The organism is Clostridium sp. KNHs205 (genome assembly GCF_000702945.1).
GTDB lineage: Bacteria > Bacillota > Clostridia > Lachnospirales > Lachnospiraceae > Anaerocolumna.
The window spans coordinates 977501-994651 of record NZ_JNLE01000003.1; the positions used below are offsets into that span (position 1 = coordinate 977501).

Sequence of the window (17151 nt, forward strand, 5' to 3'; positions counted from 1 at the left end):
TAGCCTTGGTTTAGTCTGATGGAGGTAGAGCACTGAATATCCTAGGGGGCGTCAAAGCTTACCGAAGATTATCAAACTCCGAATGCCATACAGATGATGACCAGGAGTCAGACTACACGAGATAAGTTGGGTAGTCAAAAGGGAAAAAGCCCAGACCACCAGCTAAGGTCCCAAAGTGCGTGTTAAGTGGAAAAGGATGTGGGATTTCGAAAACAACTAGGATGTTGGCTTAGAAGCAGCCACACATTAAAAGAGTGCGTAATAGCTCACTAGTCGAGAGGTCCTGCGCCGAAAATGTCCGGGGCTAAAACACGACACCGAAGCTGTGGATAGTAGTAATCTAACGATAACTACTGTGGTAGAGGAGCATTCTTAATACCGACGAAGCGGTACCGTAAGGAGCCGTGGAGGGATAAGAAGAGAGAATGCCGGAATGAGTAGCGAGATGAAAGTGAGAATCTTTCAGGCCGAATATCTAAGGTTTCCAGAGTAAAGCTGATCTGCTCTGGGTAAGTCGGGACCTAAGGCGAGGTCGAAAGACGTAGTCGATGGACAACAGGTTGAAATTCCTGTACCTTATAAAAACAGAACTGTGGGGACGCAGAGACAAAGTCAGGGCCGGGTGAGGAATACCCGGTACAAGCGAGGTACCAGTGGAGCAGGAAAATCCGTTCCACAATGGGAAGACGTTAAGTGGACCGAAATATAAGTAGGGAAGCTGATGGAGGCACTGCCAAGAAAAGCCGCTATTGTTTTTTATAAGCCCGTACCGTAAACCGACACAGGTGGATGAGGAGAGAATCCTAAGGCCGACGGGAGAAGCATTGTTAAGGAACTCGGCAAAATGACCCCGTAACTTCGGGAGAAGGGGTGCCTGTAGAAATACAGGCCGCAGAGAATTGGCCCAAGCAACTGTTTAGCAAAAACACAGGTCTATGCAAAACCGTAAGGTGAAGTATATGGGCTGACGCCTGCCCGGTGCTGGAAGGTTAAGGGGAGATGTTAGGGGTAACCCGAAGCGTTGAACTTAAGCCCCAGTAAACGGCGGCCGTAACTATAACGGTCCTAAGGTAGCGAAATTCCTTGTCGGGTAAGTTCCGACCCGCACGAAAGGCGTAATGATTTGGGCACTGTCTCGACAATGCACCCGGTGAAATTGAAATACCAGTGAAGATGCTGGTTACCTGCGCCAGGACGGAAAGACCCCATGGAGCTTTACTCTAGCTTGATACTGGGATTCGGTATTGCATGCACAGGATAGGTGGGAGGCTAAGAAGCGGTGACTCCGGTTGCCGCAGAGCCGTTGTTGGGATACCACCCTTGCAGTACTGGGTTTCTAACATGTGCCCGTGATCCGGGCAGTGGACAATGTCAGGTGGGGAGTTTGACTGGGGCGGTCGCCTCCGAAAGGGTATCGGAGGCGCTCAAAGGTCCTCTCAGGATGGACGGAAACCATCCGAAGAGTGCAAAGGCATAAGAGGGCTTGACTGCGACACCGACGGGTGGAGCAGGTACGAAAGTAGGACTTAGTGATCCGGTGGTATAAAGTGGGATTGCCATCGCTCAACGGATAAAAGCTACCCTGGGGATAACAGGCTTATCACTCCCAAGAGTTCACATCGACGGAGTGGTTTGGCACCTCGATGTCGGCTCATCGCATCCTGGGGCTGTATTAGGTCCCAAGGGTTGGGCTGTTCGCCCATTAAAGCGGTACGCGAGCTGGGTTCAGAACGTCGTGAGACAGTTCGGTCCCTATCCGGCGCGGGCGTAGGATATTTGAAAGGAGCTGACCTTAGTACGAGAGGACCGGGTTGGACTGACCTCTGGTGTATCGGTTGCACTGCCAAGTGCATGGCCGAGTAGCCAAGTCGGGACGGGATAAACGCTGAAGGCATCTAAGCGTGAAGCCCCCCTTAAGATAAGATATCCCATGCGAATGCAGTAAGACCCCTGAAAGACGATCAGGTGGATAGGTTAGAGGTGGAAGTGTGGTAACACATGTAGCTGACTAATACTAATAGGTCGAGGGCTTGACCTAAATAAGTGAAATTTTATTTCGCTTATGGTTAATAATGTTCATATTTTTCATAAATCAAGTTATTAGAAAAGACAAGTGTAGTATTCCTCGATAGCTCAATGGTAGAGCACACGGCTGTTAACCGTGGGGTTGTAGGTTCGAGCCCTACTCGGGGAGCTGTAGTCAGCAAAAACTGCTGACTACAAAAAAAAAAATAATGATTGACATGCATTAAAGTTTGTGTTATAATATTTAAGTCATGGCCCCATGGTCAAGCGGTTAAGACATCGCCCTTTCACGGCGGTAACACGGGTTCGAATCCCGTTGGGGTCATTTTTTTGATATCATGAACGTGATAAGTAATATGCCGACGTGGCTCAATTGGCAGAGCAGCTGACTTGTAATCAGCAGGTTATCGGTTCGAGTCCGATCGTCGGCTTTTTGGACCTTTAGCTCAGTTGGTTAGAGCAACCGGCTCATAACCGGTCGGTCCGGGGTTCAAGTCCCTGAAGGTCCATTACATTAGTTGTTACAGCTTCAGTTGATATTTAAGATAATAAATACATATTTATTGTAAATATGGCCTAGTGGCTCAGTTGGTTAGAGCGCCGCCCTGTCACGGCGGAGGTCGAGGGTTCGAGTCCCTTCTGGGTCGTTTCTTTAGAAATAAAGAACCAAATAATTAATTTACATGAAAGTTTCGTGGGATCTTAGCTCAGCTGGGAGAGCATCTGCCTTACAAGCAGAGGGTCATAGGTTCGAGCCCTATAGGTCCCATAAATAATTGATTACCAGGTCAATTATTGAAAATGCCGGCGTGGCGGAACTGGCAGACGCACAGGACTTAAAATCCTGCGGGCCTAATCGCCCGTACCGGTTCGATTCCGGTCGCCGGCATTGCAAAATTAATAATTCTTTGAATCCGTGCGTTTAGCTCAGCTGGATAGAGCGTCTGGCTACGGACCAGAAGGTCGGGGGTTCGAATCCTCTAACGCACATATAGGACTGTAATTTCTTAATTGGAATTACAGTTTTTTGTTATTAAAAATGCCAATATAAAAATAGTTCTTGCTAATTCTTATAAATATCCCTTGAAGGTTTATAATAAGCGTTAATAGCAGGCTTATAATATGCAATAATAGAAACTCTAAATGGTTTTGAATTTATTATAAACTCTGTGGAAGTTCTTATATTCAAATCAGCTGCTTTGTAGATGAGCTAATTTTCAATCAAAACCCTCATAATAACTAATTTAATGAAATGTTAATAATAGAGCTATTTACCCCAGTGGAGCATTATGCTAAAATTAGACTAATTCTTAAAACATTAGATAAACTAATTATTATTAGTAGTCTGGATTTGATAAAAAGAAAGCAGCAAAGAAATCGGAAATGTATAGTTTGATAGTAGGAGGATACATGACTAGAGAAGAATTTATAATAGAACTTAAAAAAGCACTTGCGGAAGAGATACCTGCAAATGAAATTGAAAATAATATTAATTACTATAACAGCTATATAAGAGAACAAATGCAAACTAAGTCAGAGGAAGAGGTCCTTACAGAGCTGGGTGATCCAAGATTAATAGCTAAAACCATAATAGATAGCTTTCAGATGTCCCAAGGGCCGCTGTATAACAATAAGAGGCAGCGTAAGGGTTATGAGGATGCTTATACAGAGGAATGGCAGGATAATGATGCCGGAGAGGGATATAGCCAGGATAACGATGTATTTGGCAGTACAGGTACAGGGAGCAGTTATCGTGTCTATAAGAATTATGAGTTAAAGTGGTATCATAAAGTTGCTTTAGCGGCTATGATTGTTGTTATTCTTTCTATAGTGATTATAATTGGCGGTATAATATTAAAGTTATTCTTCTCTATAGGAATCCCTTTATTACTAATTTACATCGTTTATAGGCTGATAATAGCAAATCGGAACAATTGATTAGTGTCAAAGAATTATATTGTATCGATTATATTGTATCGATTATATTGTATCAATTATAATGTATCAAGAAATTATAATACAAGCGGTATGTTCGACAATAATGTAAATAGAGACAATGTATTCTTGATGTTATAATATATATAATGGTAATATTCTATGATTTATAGAATAAGCGTAATTAAAAAAAAGAAGCATAACTAAAAAAAGAAGCTTAACTTATAAAAAAGAAGCAGCAGCTACAGGTTAGAAACAACTTAGCAGCTGCTTTTTATATGCATAGGTCTCTTACAGAAGTAAAATGTTTAATTGGTTTTACGTAACTTTTACATCTGAATAGATCTTTTTAGTTAATTTATAGAAAGGTATATAGTGAAACAACCGCCAAGGGGGAGCCAAGGCGGTTGTTTCGATGAGGGGAGTATAAATAATTAATAAGGGGTTATATAGTGCGTTAGATGAATCTTCCGACCTCTCTCTAACACAACTACATTATAATACATAATTAACAATTATGCAAGATGCTAGCAATATAAAATCTAATATTTTTCTTAAATTTTCTGATTTACTTAAAAATCCAATATTTGTTAAGTGATAAAATAATATTTTCGATAAAATGAATTCACAGTTGCATATTTTAAATCATAAACGTTCATAATATGTGTGTAATCTCAATAAAAAATTAGATTTTTAGGAGGACTTTTAAAATGGCAAACAACAGTTATAATGATTACTCATCAAACTCAGAAAAAAATAGCACAAGCAAAAACACATCAACAAACACAACATCCAATACACAGAACAAAACTTCCAATAGCTCCAAAAACAACGCTAAGAATACAAGCACATCTAATTCTGCGCGTAATACAACAAAAGAATAATATCTGTAATGTTCTAAAAGAGCGTGTTGCGATATTAAAAATTGAGCAACACGCTCTTTTATGTAATATCAATTTTATGTAATATTTGCTCTTTTCACCTATCCAGGCACAATTAGGCATTTTACAGAATATTATAATATCGAAGTGCAGGTGATATTATGACTTTTGAAACTATAAATGCAAAGGATATAATGTACTACATAAGAAGGCCGGAGGTATTGATTATTGATATCAGAGAACCCCTTGAATACAGACAGGGGCATATACCATCTGCCATAAATATACCCTATGATGATTTTGAAGATGGTAAAAGGGATATACCCGGAGATAAACTGTTAATTCTGTATTGTGACAGAGGTAATTTAAGCCTGCTGCTTGCAAGGGACCTTAGCAAAGAGGGTTATTGGGTCAAGAATATTTATGGTGGTATGCATGCATATCGAGGTGCTCTTGAGTATTGATATATATAAATAAAAGCGTTTTTCCTGCCCAAACTCCTTGAAGCTGGTTTATTTATTGCATTGGTATATTTCATATGTTATAATTCATTGTTAGTTCAATTTACCTCAGTTAAACAAAGGGAGTACAATATGATGAATCAATATGAATTTTTGGCACCATGCCATTTCGGTTTAGAAAGTGTTCTGAAGAAAGAGATAACAGATTTAGGCTATGAAATAAAACAAGTTGAAGACGGACGTATTCTGTTTGCCGGAGATGAGACGGCCTTTGCCAGAGCAAATATATTTCTTCGTACAACAGAACGTATACTTCTTAAGGTAGGTAAATTTAGAGCAGAAAGTTTTGATGAGTTGTTTGAGGGCACGAAAGCAATTCCCTGGGAAAATTACATTCCTAAAGATGGTAAGTTCTGGGTAGCCAAGGCTACTTCTATCAAAAGTAAAGTATTCAGTCCGTCAGATATTCAATCAATCATGAAAAAAGCTATTGTTGAGAGATTGAAACAGGTCTATAAAATAGAATGGTTTCCGGAGGATGGGGAAAGTTATCCTATCCGTGTTACATTTATGAAAGATGAAGTTACTATCGGTATTGATACCTCCGGTGAATCTCTTCATAAAAGAGGATATAGAAAATACGCAAGTAAAGCTCCTATAACAGAAACCCTGGCAGCGGCTTTGATTATGGTTACCCCCTGGAAATACGATCGTATACTGGTGGATCCTTTTTGCGGCAGTGGCACTATCCCTATTGAAGCTGCCATGATAGGAGCTAATATTGCACCTGGAATCAACCGCTCCTTCCTCGCTGAGAATTGGAAACTGGTTCAGAAGAAGAACTGGTATCAGGCAATTGAAGAAGCAAACGATGTGAGAAAAAAAGATGTTGAAATGACAATTCAGGGCTATGACATTGATGGTGAAATTATAAAGGCAGCAAGGCAGAATGCTGCTCTGGCTGATGTGGAGGATTATATTCACTTTCAGCAGAGACCCCTCAGTGAATTAAGCAGCAGTAAAAAATACGGTTTTATTATTACAAATCCGCCTTATGGTGAAAGATTAGAGGAAAAGGAAGCTCTGCCGGCTCTTTATAAAGAAATAGGAAAAACCTATGCTAATCTGGATGCCTGGTCCATGTTTCTGATTACCAGCTATGAAGATGCCATAAAATATATTGGACGTAAAGAAGATAAGAACCGTAAGATATATAATGGTATGCTTAAGACCTATTTCTACCAGTTTATGGGACCTCGTCCGCCTAAAAGAAATAATACTGCTAAAGAAATTTAGTATACCCCCTGATAAGAATTTCATAAGAAGGCTGTCATATTACGGTTAAAAGCTTATAATCCTATTAATAGATAGAGTTATAAGAATGAAAACACAGTAATAGGCAGCTTTTTTTTCATAAAAACAATTAAACTTTATACAGTTTATATTATCCTACTTATTACCCATTAGCGAAGAATACAGTTAAATTAAGCACTTATAAATTGGGATATATGTAATAATATTTTGCTTATTGTAGAAAAATTAGATGCATAGTATAATCTTTCTATCAGGGGGATTATAGAATGGGAGATAAAGTGCTAAAGTATACGGCAGTTTTCACCTTTGGTCTGATGCTGTCGGTAGTTATATTTTCACTGATTTTATCTTATAGAGCGGGTCTTGTGGGGGATGATTCAGCTTTGGCTGCAATTAAAACGGTGTATGAAAAGCAAAATGAAAGTAAAGATTACCTTTCTACCGTCGATGAATTGAAAGATGAACTAGGGGATAAATATATAGCAATAAATAATACAGGTAATAATGAATTTACGGTAAGCGAGGACTATATTAACAAAGGTCTGACTTTGATAATAAAGGGCCTAAAAGACAAAAGTCTGACAGAAGACAGTATTGTAAGAGTAAATAATAAGGAAAGTTATCAGGGGATTGTTTCACAGAAGGCAGAGGCAGAAAAGAGCGGATATCTGGTACCAGAGGTATTAAATGCGGAGGATGGAGAAATTTCCTATGGTATAATACCGGAATTCGAGGATACCGACCCTGTTACTAAAATAGATATTGACTATAATAAGAAAGAAGATGGAACCTACGAAGCAATTATACAGTTAACACTGGATCATGTTTATGCTCCTTTTATGTTAGAAGAGAAGGGACAGGTCTATATTGCATTAAAGAAACCTTCTGAGGTCTACGAGCATATAGTTGTTTTGGATGCAGGACATGGAGGAAAGGATCCCGGTGCGGAAGCCTTCGATGGTTCTTATTATGAGAAGGAGATAAATCTTAAGATACTTTTATATGTTAAGGAGCTGTTGGACAAGGAGAATATAAAAGTATATTATACCAGAACTGACGATAGAACAATTTATCTGAATCCAAGAGTTAATCTGGCTAATGAAACAGAGGCCGATCTATTTATCAGTATTCATTGCAATTCCAGTGAATCCTCGCTGCCAAGAGGCCTTGAGGTGTTGTATAAGAGTAATTGGAACAAAAGCTCCTACAGCTCTGAACAGTTAGCCAGAATTGCACTGGAGGAAATGAAGACAGTGACTGGTCATGTTAACAGAGGTTTGGTTGCAGGAGATGAAATGTTGATAATTAATAAATCACAGGTTCCGGTCGCTTTAATAGAAGTTGGTTTTATGTCAAATCCCCAGGAGCTGGAGTTCTTAAAATCCAGTAAAAGAGAGAAAGAGATAGGGAAAGCAATTACTCAGATTATTAAAAGGGCTCTTGTTGAAAAAGATATTAGCAATTAAGGTTATACAAAATTGAATTGGTTCAAAAAAGATTTTTTAAAGAGAATTTTCACTTAAGATACTTAAAATGGAGTTTAAAAGGTAGCTCATACCAGTAATATAAAGCTTTTTTGAGATGACGGAGAAGCAGTCGTGTTAGTAATTATGTGAAAGTATGAAAGTAATAAACAATAGAAAGGTGCCACAAGGGGTTTTTCATATATATATTATTTTGTGGCAATACTGGCAGGAAGGCCTGCGGTATACAAGAGGTTAGAATGATGCAAAGAATTATATTCGCCACAGGAAATGAAGGCAAAATGAAAGAAATAAGAATGCTTCTAAAGGATCTGGACTGCCAGGTGATATCTATGAAGGAAGCAGGTATAGATACTGATATAATAGAAGATGGTGACACCTTTGAAGCAAATGCAATAATTAAAGCAAAAGCAATTATGGATATGACAGGTGAGATAGTTCTGGCAGATGATTCAGGACTGGAGGTGGATGCCATGGATAAAGGCCCTGGTGTTTATTCCGCACGGTTTATGGGTGAGGATACTTCCTATGATATTAAAAACAATTATATACTGGACAGGTTAAAAGGACTCAAAGGCAGTGACAGGAGTGCCAGGTTCGTTTGTGTTATCGCCTGTGCTTTTCCTGATGGCAGAATTCTTACTACCAGAGGTGAGTTTGAAGGTTTAATCGGGGATGCTATTTCCGGTGAAAATGGCTTTGGTTATGACCCTATATTCTGGGTACCTGAGTACGGCTGTACTTCTGCTGATTTATCCCCTGAGGTTAAGAATGAGGTAAGTCATCGAGGGAAAGCTTTAAGAGAAATGAAGGATAAACTGAAGGATTTAATGTAACAATAAATATCAACAGAAAGGCTATAATCGGGTCATAAAGGAATTTATGAAAATACTAATCGTAAGTGATACCCACGGAAGATTAAGCAATTTGGAAAAAGTTATTGCAAAGGTAAGCCCGCTGGATTTAATGCTCCATTTAGGGGACTTTGAAAGCGGTGAAGACTATATTAGATCTATAGCCTTTTGTCCCGTGGAATTTGTATCCGGAAACAATGATTTTTTTGCAGACGTACCAAAAGAGAAGATAATAACCCTGGGCAGCCATACAATACTAATGACACATGGACACCGGTATGGTGTTAATTTCGGTACGGGGAGACTAAAGGAAGCAGCTCTTTTGCAAGGTGCTGATATTGTTTTGTATGGGCATACCCACAGACCCTCCATCGATCTGAGTACGGGGGTATGGGCAGTAAACCCCGGCAGTATCAGCCAGCCCCGGCAGGAGAACGGCAAGCCCTCTTATATTATTATGGATATAGACGGGCAGGGAAAGGCCCATTTCAGCCTTAATTTCCTGGCTTGAGAGTACTTTATTAATCCACGGAAAAGCATAAACAATAAGCCTTAAAATCTGCCAAGACAAGACATTGTAGAAAAATTTAAAAAAGTTTAAAAAGTTGTTGACAATTATGTTGGCATAATATATAATGATTCTTGCGTCACGAAAGCCGCAAAAAATAAAAGCCTAACGGGGTGTGGCGCAGCTTGGCTAGCGCGCTTGATTTGGGATCAAGAGGTCGCAGGTTCGAATCCTGTCACCCCGACTTTTACTTTTGTTAAGGTGGCTAAAGATAAAATTTCATACGCGGGTGTAGTTCAATGGTAGAACACTAGCCTTCCAAGCTAGATACGTGGGTTCGATTCCCATCACCCGCTTGATGTATGTAATATACATCATATGTGTGCTAGTAGCTCAGTTGGATAGAGCAATGGCCTTCTAAGCCATGTGTCGGGGGTTCGAATCCCTTCTGGCACATTTTATCTTGTAAAGACATATATACGTCAGTTGATATCGACAGCTCCTGCGTTGGGTTAATGTGGACAAGATAAGGTGTTATTGTTTTATGGTGGGTATAGCGCAGTTGGTTAGCGCGCCAGATTGTGGCTCTGGAGGCCAAGGGTTCGAATCCCTTTATCCACCTTGGTAATAGTACCATTGGGCTGTCGCCAAGCGGTAAGGCACAGGACTTTGACTCCTGCAGTCGCTGGTTCAAATCCAGCCAGCCCAGTCAGCCATCGCTGAAATCAGGGAACCTGCCGCGAATGGTGTTATACTATATGGGATATTAGCTCAGTCGGTAGAGCACTTGACTTTTAATCAAGGTGTCCCGGGTTCGAATCCCGGATGTCTCATTTATAATAAGCGGATGTGGCGGAATTGGCAGACGCGCTAGACTTAGGATCTAGTGGGATACCGTGCAGGTTCAAGTCCTGTCATCCGCATTATAAGGAATTGCAGTGATAATGAGAAATCAAAATCGGGCATAAAACCAAAAAGTAACCACTACCTAAGTAGTGGTTACTTTTTGCTGTATTCGTCGGGAGTTAAAGTTAATGCATAGGTGGTTTTACGGCATTTCCATAGCGCAATAATTTGTCATTTTTTTTATATTTAGCGTATCATTTGCCATAGCAGCATAGCTTTTTCATTTTTTTATATATATTTATTAATAGTCATATGATAATACTTCTTAATACATCGCTGCAGCTTACTGTTACTTAGAGTTTCAGATATTAGAGTTTCAGATATATAAGTGGACAGGTCACTTATTCTACGGGAAGTTTCTTTCTCGCTTTATCAGAAGACTTATTTTTAGGCAGAGAAGTTTTTTTAATCTTTTCTGCGTTTTTAGTCGAACGGACAGATTTCTTGCGTTTTCCCGGATCCCGGGCTACTGCCAGATAAAACATCTGAATCCGCAGTTTGTTCTCATCATAGATATCAATGCTCTTATATAAATCTTTGTAATAATCAAAGAGAATGCGTTTGGTCCTTACTGTCTGTTTTAAATTTACCTGGGTTGATACAAGGCTTCCTTTGGTTTTTACGTAATAGTAGACAGGTTTCTTTATAACACAGACATCCTTTATGTATTGCAGGTATTCCAGGTTAAATAGAAAATCCTCGCACCAGTTAAGGTCTCTTGAGCATTTTAGCTTATGGGATTTTACGATATCGGTTCTAAAAAATTTGTTCCACATAACACCGTAGTAGAAGTTAGCAGGTGCTTTCATCATATATTCGGCAAATTCCCTGCGGCTGATTAAGCCCTCTTTGGGGATATGTCCCTTAATATAGATCTTACGGTTTACTACTCGGTGATAATCAGTAATAATCATGTCGCAATTATAATTTTCAGCAGCGGTGACAAAGGTTTCCGTTGCATCTTTTACAAGCCAGTCATCACTATCGATAAACTGCAGGTATTTACCTCTGGCATGTTTCATGCCAATATTTCTGCTGTCACTTACACCAGAATTCGTTTTATTTATTATCTGAAAGCGGGAATCCATTTCTTCAAATTTCTTCAGCACCTTCATGCTGTGATCCTTGCTTCCGTCATTTACCACAAGTACTTCAATATTTCTATAACTTTGATTACGGATGCTGGTTAGGCATCGTTCAATTGTTTGCTCCCCATTATATAGTGGTACAATAATACTGACCAGTGGTTCGTTCATAAATGCCTCTCATTCCGCCGTCTAAGACGGCATATTACAATAATTAAACCCACCGCTATTGATATTAAAGTAAGTAAATTATATCATTATTTACTATATATTACTATCGGAATTCGAAAGGAATTATGAATGATTTTCCATAATTCATGTGATATTCCTAAAAAACAACAAGGGAGAAATGCTCAGACTAACCATGAATTAAACCTACAGTTGATTTTGCATAGGAATAGTTGTTTGCATTCAACTAAAAGATGATATATAGTTAAACCATAAAGATACTGAATTCGCGAAGGATCTATTTTTAGTTGGAGGTTATCATGGCAGTTGGTATATTGGGTAAGAGGATTAAGGAATTACGGCAAAAGAAGCAGGTAACCCAGGAGGAGCTTGGGAAAGCGGTGGGTGTGACGACACAGGCGGTTTCCAAATGGGAGTGCGGCGGTGTACCGGATGCAGAGCTGCTGCCTTCCATTGCAGACTTTTTTGACGTTACTATAGATAGCCTGTTTGGAAGGACAGAGGAAATCAAGCAGAATATTGGACTGGCTATCCGTCATGAACTTATTGAACTGGCAGATGATGAAAAATACGAGAAATGCTTTAACTATTGCTGGAGTATTATTCTTGGAATATTAGGTCAAGCCTCCACTTCGATTATACGGGATATAGAAGAAATGTACGAGGATGATAAAAACCAGTTTTATTCCAGAATTATATCGGATAAAGGTTATATTTTTGCAAAATTATCAAAGGATTTTCATTATTTCTTTCTGCTGCCGGAGGCAGAGGAAGGAAATGAATACGACCTGCCGGGAGAGGAAGAATATCAAAAGCTTTTTCAAATCCTGGGTAAGAAAAACATGATGAAACTGGTTTTGTATCTGAATCACAGAAAAAATGATGGTTTTACCGTGAAGTTCCTTTGTAAGAACCTTAAGCTGGAGGAAGAAGAACTTGAAGATATGTTACGTGAACTCTGCAATATAGAAATCGTTATCAAACAGGAGATAGAAACTGAAGAAGGTTTTCTGGTTTCCTATTGCCTCATTGATAACCCTTCTGTTCTGCCTTTTCTTCTGTTTGCTAAGGAGATTATTAAGCAGCCTTATATGATGTACCCAATACTTTATGATAGAAATAAACCACTGCTGCAGAAATAGAAAGGATATTATTATATGAAGCAAAACAATAATATTTATACAAAGCAGTTTTATAAAAAGAATCACTTAAATTTTACTGGTACTGTGCTTACACTTTTAATCTTTGTAATCACACAGGTAGCCATTGCTGTTGTCCTTCAGTTATTTCTGGACGTGGCATACGGCGGTACCATGAAGGAATTCTGGCGGGCCATGATAACTTTTGTTATTGTTATGGCAGCTATGGTAGGCTCACAATATATGAAGAAGATATTTATGAATCACTTTATAAAACGGGCCTTGCTGCAATATAAAAATTATATCTTTGGCAGAATCCTGAATAAAAATATAAACTCCTTTCATAAGGAGTCTTCCAGTACCTATCTTTCAGCTTTCAGTAATGATCTGGCTTCCATCGAGCAGAACTATTTAAGAGGTACTTTCAATATTATCTTGCATGGAGCTATGTTTCTTGGAGGCGTAGCTGCAATGGCGTATTATAACTGGAAGATCTTCTTATGTACTATGCTGGCCAGTCTGCTGCCCATACTGGTTTCAGTTCTTTATGGTAATAAACTTACCAAAGCGGAAACAAACGTATCGGAAGAAAATGCTACCTTTTTAGCTCTCTTAAAGGATTTACTGGCAGGTTTTCCGGTTATTAAAAGCTTCAAGGTGGATAAGGAGATCTATCATAATTTTGAAGAAAAGAATGGGGAACTGGAGCAGACCAAGAAAAGAAGAGGGGACCTTAATGATTCGGTTGAAATACTTAACATCCTGTCTGGCCTGGTTGTAGAACTGACGGTATTTGGTATGGGTGTATATTTCGCCTTACAGGGGGTTATCACAGCAGGTGTGGTGGTTGCTTATATTCAGCTGCTTAATTATGTCTTGGGGCCTATAAACAGTTTGGGGCAGCTGATTGTTAACAGGAAAGCAGCAGGAGCATTGATTGATAAAATAGGAAAGCTGGCTGAGGCCAGTGAGGAGCAGGAAGGAAGTCAGGAGCTTGCTGCTGTTGAAGAGGGAATAATTTATGAGAATGTTTCCTTTGGATATGATGAAGGCTCAAGAACCCTCAGGAATGTGAATCTTAAGTTTGAAAAGGGTAAGAGTTATGCGATTGTAGGAGGCAGCGGTAGTGGTAAATCCACACTGCTTAATCTTTTATTAGGATACCACAGGAACTATGAAGGACAGATTAAGTTTGACAGGCATGAGTTAAGGGAAATCAACTCCTCCAGTTTATATGACATGGTATCCACCATACAGCAGAATGTATTTGTTTTCAATAATAGTATTGCCGATAATATAAGCCTGTTTCAGAAGTTTGATAAGGAGCTGTTAGAGTATGCCATTAAATGTTCCGGGTTAACGAAATTGATTGAAGAGAAAGGGCCGGATTATAAATGCGGAGAAAATGGCTCCAATCTCTCCGGTGGAGAGAAACAGCGTATCTCAATTGCCAGATGCCTGATCAGGCAGACGCCTTTTCTCCTAATGGATGAAGCAACGGCAGCTTTGGATAACCAGACCTCCAGACAAGTGGAGGAAGCAATCTTAAGCATTGGTAATCTCACAAAAATAATTATTACCCATAAGATGGAGGAGAGTATTTTAAGAAAGTATGATCAGATCATCGTAATGAATCAGGGGATGGTGGTTGAGCAGGGCTCTTTCGAAGAATTAACAGAAGCGAAAGGTTATTTTAATTCATTATATGCAGTTAACAAAGCTCCGGTGGGAAATTATGAGAAGGAATCAGTAGCATAATAATTATATAACATCAATTAAGTCATGTGTTAAGCTATAAAAGGTAAGCTGTTTTACTAAATTTACCTTTTATAGCTTTGTTTAGCTACTGTTTTACTTGACATTATGGCGGTTATCCGATATCATAGGTAGAAAAAGTGGCTGCAGTAAGTCAGAAATAATAGTTTTTACTTCTTTCAATGAGGAAAAGACGGTTATTTGTGACTTTTTTTATGTTGTAAAGCCAGCCTATGCGGAAACTATTGAGGAAACACGTATCAGTGAATCACAAAAGCAAAAAGATGTTATTATAATAGTAGGTAGCATTTTATTTGAAAGGCGTTGTATGGTGAAGAAAGCTTCGTTTGTAATTAAAGGAAATATTATATATATGAAATCAAGGTCAGAGCTTGTGACAGTTGACAAGGGGTATCTGGTATGTCTTAATGGATTGGTAGAGGGTACTTATAAAGAACTTCCTGAGAACTATACGCATCTGCCATTAACAGATTATGGTGACGATCTTATAATTCCTGGGCTTGTTGATACGCATACCCATGCGCCTCAATATACCTTTGTCGGCCTTGGTATGGACATGGAGCTGATAGACTGGCTTAATACAAATACCTTTCCGGAAGAGCGTAAATATGCCGACAGGGAGTATGCCAGGAAGGCATATGAGATATTCTGCAGAGATTTACAGGCAGGTGCCACTACAAGAGCCTGTATCTATGCTACAGTTCATAAAGAGGCTACCCTTGATTTAATGGATATGCTGGAACAGACAGGCCTTAAATGTATGGTAGGTAAGGTAAACATGGACAGGAATTGTCCGGATTTTTTAAAAGAGGATACCAGTAAATCTATTGAGGATACAGTTGACTGGCTGAAGGCCTGTCAGGGAAGATATCAAAATATCACACCGGTGATTACCCCCAGATTTGTACCAACCTGTACGGATGAGCTGCTAAAGGGACTTGGGCAGATCCAAAAAGAGTATAAGGTTCCCGTGCAGTCACACCTTTCCGAGAATTTTTCTGAAATTGAATGGGTGAAGGAGCTCTGTCCTGATACGGATCATTACGGAGAGGCTTATGATAAATTCGGCTTGTTCGGTGAAAACGGAATAGCAGTGATGGCTCATTGTGTTCATTCCACTGAGGAAGAAATTGCCCTGATGAAGGCAAAAGGCGTATTCATTGCTCACTGTCCTGACTCCAATACCAACCTGGCTTCGGGTATCGCTCCTGTGAGGAAATTTGTAGACCTGGATATGAGAGTGGGTCTTGGAACAGATATGGCAGGAGGTAATTCCAATTCTATTTTCCGCACTATGGTGTCTGCCATACAGGTATCCAAGCTTCGCTGGAGACTAAAAGACTCTTCGCTAAAACCTTTGACTGCAAAAGAGGCCTTCTATCTTGGAACCATGGGCGGCGGTGCTTTGTTTGGTAAGGTTGGAAGTTTTCTGCCGGGTTACGAGCTGGATGCATTGATTATAGAGGACAGCAATATACAATCACAAAAAGAACTGACCTTAGAAGAAAGACTTGAGAGAATTATCTATCTTTCGGATGACAGACATATTAAGGGGAAATATATAGCGGGTAAACGAATAGCAGCAGGCTGATTCTATTTGATTGATTAATTCAGCAAATATTGTCATTAGAATAAATACAGAGGAATTTAGAATACCATTTAATTTACATGCCGGTTAGGCGGCATTATGAGAGGCGAGGATAAAAAGATGAGAGTTAAAAGCTTAGTAGAGAAACCGGAGGAGAAGATACTGGATGCAGCATTGGATATAGTGGTTGAGAATACCATCTGCGGAACCAGGATGCACCTTATAGCTGACAGAGCCGGAATGGTACAATCAAACCTTCATTATTATTATCGGACCAAAAATGATCTGATGCTTGCTTTACAGAAGAAGGTGTTAAAGAGATGCCTTGACTTAAGGGAGAGACTGAAAGTTGAGGCAGACAATACCCTGGAGGATCAATTAGAGGTATTTATCAAACAAAAATTAGAGTTTATATTAAATGAGAAGAAATATGATTTTGCTGAAATTGACTTCTGGGTACAGGGACATACCAATCCGGATATCCAGGAGAATTTTGATTCTTCTTTTGAAGGCTGGCGGAAGGAAATCAGAAAGATGCTTGATAACTATGCGCCTGGAATTTCAGAGCAGAAGAAGAACTTTCTGCCCTATTTTATCGTATCGATTCTGGAAGGTGCATCCATGCAGTATCTTATCAATGAAGACAGATTTGATGTAGAGGAATATTTTAAATACAGCAAAGAGGTTATATTAAAGACTATACTGGAATAGTGCAGCATATCAGTACATAAATCGGTAATGAGAGCAGTACAGAGAACTGTAAAGAATACACAGAAAGACTAAAGAAAAGAATATATTGAACAGTAAAAAGTAAGCAGAGAATATTATTTATCCTTTGAACCATAAAAAGTAAATAGAAAAAATTATTGATCAGAAAAAAATTAAACAGAAAAGAATCAGTGTATAGAAAAAAGTACGCAGAAAAGAATACAGAGACAGAAAGAAGTAACAGAGCAGAAGACTTGCAGAAGACAGATACAGAAGGACAGACAGAGATTTAAGGGGT

General features: G+C 39.2%; 12 protein-coding genes, 15 tRNA genes and 1 rRNA gene (1 of these 28 running past the window's edge). 27 read left to right on the top strand and 1 reads right to left on the bottom strand.

Features of this window, described 5'->3' with window-relative positions; genetic code table 11:
- The 23 genes from BR73_RS0104270 to BR73_RS0104380 all read left to right on the top strand — a co-directional run.
- Positions 1–2038: ribosomal RNA gene (locus tag BR73_RS0104270) — 23S ribosomal RNA — on the top strand; it begins 894 nt to the left of the window's first position.
- An 84-nt stretch (positions 2039–2122) separates the two neighbouring features.
- A tRNA-Asn gene (locus BR73_RS0104275) sits at positions 2123–2194 on the top strand.
- 84 nt (positions 2195–2278) lie between these two features.
- Positions 2279–2350 (top strand) — tRNA-Glu (locus BR73_RS0104280).
- A gap of 33 nt (positions 2351–2383) precedes the next feature.
- Positions 2384–2456, top strand: a tRNA-Thr gene (locus tag BR73_RS0104285).
- A gap of 4 nt (positions 2457–2460) precedes the next feature.
- A tRNA-Ile gene (locus tag BR73_RS0104290) sits at positions 2461–2534 on the top strand.
- A gap of 64 nt (positions 2535–2598) precedes the next feature.
- A tRNA-Asp gene (locus BR73_RS0104295) sits at positions 2599–2672 on the top strand.
- A 49-nt stretch (positions 2673–2721) separates the two neighbouring features.
- Positions 2722–2794: transfer RNA gene (locus BR73_RS0104300), tRNA-Val, on the top strand.
- Positions 2795–2828: 34 nt separating this feature from the next.
- Positions 2829–2914: transfer RNA gene (locus BR73_RS0104305), tRNA-Leu, on the top strand.
- 27 nt (positions 2915–2941) lie between these two features.
- Positions 2942–3015: transfer RNA gene (locus BR73_RS0104310), tRNA-Arg, on the top strand.
- Positions 3016–3435: 420 nt separating this feature from the next.
- Positions 3436–3963, top strand: coding sequence for a DUF1700 domain-containing protein (locus BR73_RS0104315; RefSeq protein ID WP_033164532.1), 528 nt, complete (start codon positions 3436–3438; stop codon positions 3961–3963).
- 707 nt (positions 3964–4670) lie between these two features.
- A complete protein-coding gene (locus BR73_RS29045; protein WP_197032616.1) occupies positions 4671–4844 on the top strand; it encodes a hypothetical protein in 174 nt (57 codons plus the stop codon).
- A 158-nt stretch (positions 4845–5002) separates the two neighbouring features.
- Positions 5003–5305: a rhodanese-like domain-containing protein gene (locus BR73_RS0104325; RefSeq protein WP_033164534.1), complete on the top strand. Its 303-nt coding sequence runs from the start codon at positions 5003–5005 to the stop codon at positions 5303–5305.
- A 132-nt stretch (positions 5306–5437) separates the two neighbouring features.
- Complete coding sequence (locus BR73_RS0104330; protein ID WP_033167075.1) at positions 5438–6598, top strand: class I SAM-dependent RNA methyltransferase; 1161 nt, start codon at positions 5438–5440, stop codon at positions 6596–6598.
- Positions 6599–6882: 284 nt separating this feature from the next.
- Complete coding sequence (locus tag BR73_RS27095; RefSeq protein WP_051684960.1) at positions 6883–8082, top strand: N-acetylmuramoyl-L-alanine amidase; 1200 nt, start codon at positions 6883–6885, stop codon at positions 8080–8082.
- A 257-nt stretch (positions 8083–8339) separates the two neighbouring features.
- Positions 8340–8936, top strand: coding sequence for an XTP/dITP diphosphatase (locus tag BR73_RS0104340; protein ID WP_033164535.1), 597 nt, complete (start codon positions 8340–8342; stop codon positions 8934–8936).
- Between the two features lie 46 nt (positions 8937–8982).
- Positions 8983–9465, top strand: a complete 483-nt coding sequence (locus BR73_RS0104345) for a metallophosphoesterase (protein WP_033164536.1) — start codon at positions 8983–8985, stop codon at positions 9463–9465.
- 166 nt (positions 9466–9631) lie between these two features.
- Positions 9632–9706: transfer RNA gene (locus BR73_RS0104350), tRNA-Pro, on the top strand.
- 41 nt (positions 9707–9747) lie between these two features.
- Positions 9748–9818: transfer RNA gene (locus BR73_RS0104355), tRNA-Gly, on the top strand.
- A 26-nt stretch (positions 9819–9844) separates the two neighbouring features.
- Positions 9845–9918: transfer RNA gene (locus tag BR73_RS0104360), tRNA-Arg, on the top strand.
- 91 nt (positions 9919–10009) lie between these two features.
- Positions 10010–10083: transfer RNA gene (locus BR73_RS0104365), tRNA-His, on the top strand.
- A gap of 16 nt (positions 10084–10099) precedes the next feature.
- Positions 10100–10171: transfer RNA gene (locus BR73_RS0104370), tRNA-Gln, on the top strand.
- A 51-nt stretch (positions 10172–10222) separates the two neighbouring features.
- Positions 10223–10295 (top strand) — tRNA-Lys (locus tag BR73_RS0104375).
- Positions 10296–10305: 10 nt separating this feature from the next.
- A tRNA-Leu gene (locus tag BR73_RS0104380) sits at positions 10306–10385 on the top strand.
- 324 nt (positions 10386–10709) lie between these two features.
- On the opposite strand, the gene BR73_RS0104385 is transcribed toward BR73_RS0104380, so the two are convergent.
- Positions 10710–11624: a glycosyltransferase family A protein gene (locus tag BR73_RS0104385; protein ID WP_081848539.1), complete on the bottom strand. Its 915-nt coding sequence runs from the start codon at positions 11622–11624 to the stop codon at positions 10710–10712.
- Positions 11625–11941: 317 nt separating this feature from the next.
- On the opposite strand from BR73_RS0104385, the gene BR73_RS27100 reads away from it, so the two are divergent.
- The 4 genes from BR73_RS27100 (at position 11942) to BR73_RS0104405 (ending at position 16856) form a co-directional block, all read left to right on the top strand.
- Entirely contained in the window at positions 11942–12784 is an 843-nt protein-coding gene (locus BR73_RS27100; protein ID WP_051684961.1) for a helix-turn-helix transcriptional regulator, read from the top strand.
- 15 nt (positions 12785–12799) lie between these two features.
- The gene (locus BR73_RS0104395) at positions 12800–14539 is read left to right on the top strand and encodes an ABC transporter ATP-binding protein (protein ID WP_051684962.1); all 1740 of its coding nucleotides are present in this window, start codon (positions 12800–12802) and stop codon (positions 14537–14539) included.
- A gap of 370 nt (positions 14540–14909) precedes the next feature.
- Positions 14910–16148: a guanine deaminase gene (gene guaD, locus BR73_RS0104400; RefSeq protein ID WP_242860620.1), complete on the top strand. Its 1239-nt coding sequence runs from the start codon at positions 14910–14912 to the stop codon at positions 16146–16148.
- A gap of 117 nt (positions 16149–16265) precedes the next feature.
- Positions 16266–16856, top strand: coding sequence for a TetR/AcrR family transcriptional regulator (locus BR73_RS0104405; RefSeq protein ID WP_033167080.1), 591 nt, complete (start codon positions 16266–16268; stop codon positions 16854–16856).
- Positions 16857–17151: the final 295 nt, after the last annotated feature.

Bases quoted from the DNA above. Each gene is read 5' to 3' on its own strand.
- BR73_RS0104330 (WP_033167075.1), top strand. From the start codon at position 5,438: ATGAATCAATATGAATTTTTGGCACCATGCCATTTCGGTTTAGAAAGT.
- BR73_RS0104325 (WP_033164534.1), top strand. From the start codon at position 5,003: ATGACTTTTGAAACTATAAATGCAAAGGATATAATGTACTACATAAGA.
- BR73_RS0104395 (WP_051684962.1), top strand. From the start codon at position 12,800: ATGAAGCAAAACAATAATATTTATACAAAGCAGTTTTATAAAAAGAAT.
- BR73_RS0104345 (WP_033164536.1), top strand. From the start codon at position 8,983: ATGAAAATACTAATCGTAAGTGATACCCACGGAAGATTAAGCAATTTG.
- BR73_RS0104340 (WP_033164535.1), top strand. From the start codon at position 8,340: ATGATGCAAAGAATTATATTCGCCACAGGAAATGAAGGCAAAATGAAA.
- BR73_RS0104315 (WP_033164532.1), top strand. From the start codon at position 3,436: ATGACTAGAGAAGAATTTATAATAGAACTTAAAAAAGCACTTGCGGAA.
- BR73_RS29045 (WP_197032616.1), top strand. From the start codon at position 4,671: ATGGCAAACAACAGTTATAATGATTACTCATCAAACTCAGAAAAAAAT.
- BR73_RS0104385 (WP_081848539.1), bottom strand. From the start codon at position 11,624: ATGAACGAACCACTGGTCAGTATTATTGTACCACTATATAATGGGGAG.
- BR73_RS27100 (WP_051684961.1), top strand. From the start codon at position 11,942: ATGGCAGTTGGTATATTGGGTAAGAGGATTAAGGAATTACGGCAAAAG.
- BR73_RS27095 (WP_051684960.1), top strand. From the start codon at position 6,883: ATGGGAGATAAAGTGCTAAAGTATACGGCAGTTTTCACCTTTGGTCTG.
- BR73_RS0104405 (WP_033167080.1), top strand. From the start codon at position 16,266: ATGAGAGTTAAAAGCTTAGTAGAGAAACCGGAGGAGAAGATACTGGAT.
- guaD (WP_242860620.1), top strand. From the start codon at position 14,910: ATGAAATCAAGGTCAGAGCTTGTGACAGTTGACAAGGGGTATCTGGTA.